This is a genomic window from Neisseria sp. P0008.S010 (assembly GCF_051962715.1).
Taxonomy (GTDB): domain Bacteria; phylum Pseudomonadota; class Gammaproteobacteria; order Burkholderiales; family Neisseriaceae; genus Neisseria; species Neisseria elongata.
In genome coordinates, this window is record NZ_JBQCVA010000116.1 from 1 (window position 1) to 1,027 (window position 1,027).

The following is a 1,027-nucleotide window of genomic DNA, read 5'->3' on the forward strand; positions in this document are numbered from 1 at the left end:
GGAAACGACAGGTGCTGAAAGCGAGCTTTTTGGCCTCTGTCGTTTCCTTTCTCTGTTTTTGTCCGTGGAATGAACAATGGAAGTCAACAAAAAGCAGCTGGCTGACATTTTCGGTGCGAGTATCCGTACCATTCAGAACTGGCAGGAACAGGGAATGCCCGTTCTGCGAGGCGGTGGCAAGGGTAATGAGGTGCTTTATGACTCTGCCGCCGTCATAAAATGGTATGCCGAAAGGGATGCTGAAATTGAGAACGAAAAGCTGCGCCGGGAGGTTGAAGAACTGCGGCAGGCCAGCGAGGCAGATCTCCAGCCAGGAACTATTGAGTACGAACGCCATCGACTTACGCGTGCGCAGGCCGACGCACAGGAACTGAAGAATGCCAGAGACTCCGCTGAAGTGGTGGAAACCGCATTCTGTACTTTCGTGCTGTCGCGGATCGCAGGTGAAATTGCCAGTATTCTCGACGGGCTCCCCCTGTCGGTGCAGCGGCGTTTTCCGGAACTGGAAAACCGACATGTTGATTTCCTGAAACGGGATATCATCAAAGCCATGAACAAAGCAGCCGCGCTGGATGAACTGATACCGGGGTTGCTGAGTGAATATATCGAACAGTCAGGTTAACAGGCTGCGGCATTTTGTCCGCGCCGGGCTTCGCTCACTGTTCAGGCCGGAGCCACAGACCGCCGTTGAATGGGCGGATGCTAATTACTATCTCCCGAAAGAATCCGCATACCAGGAAGGGCGCTGGGAAACACTGCCCTTTCAGCGGGCCATCATGAATGCGATGGGCAGCGACTACATCCGTGAGGTGAATGTGGTGAAGTCTGCCCGTGTCGGTTATTCCAAAATGCTGCTGGGTGTTTATGCCTACTTTATAGAGCATAAGCAGCGCAACACCCTTATCTGGTTGCCGACGGATGGTGATGCCGAGAACTTTATGAAAACCCACGTTGAGCCGACTATTCGTGATATTCCGTCGCTGCTGGCGCTGGCCCCGTGGTATGGCAAAAAGCACCGGGATAACAC

2 protein-coding genes are annotated in these 1,027 nt (G+C 53.5%); both read left to right on the forward strand.

What is annotated here, in order from left to right:
* Nucleotides 1–76 precede the first annotated feature (76 nt).
* Entirely contained in the window at nt 77–622 is a 546-nt protein-coding gene (locus tag ACTHSL_RS12740; RefSeq protein ID WP_000453580.1) for a DNA-packaging protein, read from the forward strand.
* Nucleotides 597–1,027: phage terminase large subunit family protein (locus ACTHSL_RS12745; protein ID WP_137464025.1), on the forward strand; the 431-nt coding region annotated here is incomplete at its 3' end. The genes ACTHSL_RS12740 and ACTHSL_RS12745, both read left to right, overlap by 26 nt.

Coding starts and splice junctions, on each gene's coding strand:
- ACTHSL_RS12740 (WP_000453580.1), top strand. CDS start 77: ATGGAAGTCAACAAAAAGCAGCTGGCTGACATTTTCGGTGCGAGTATC.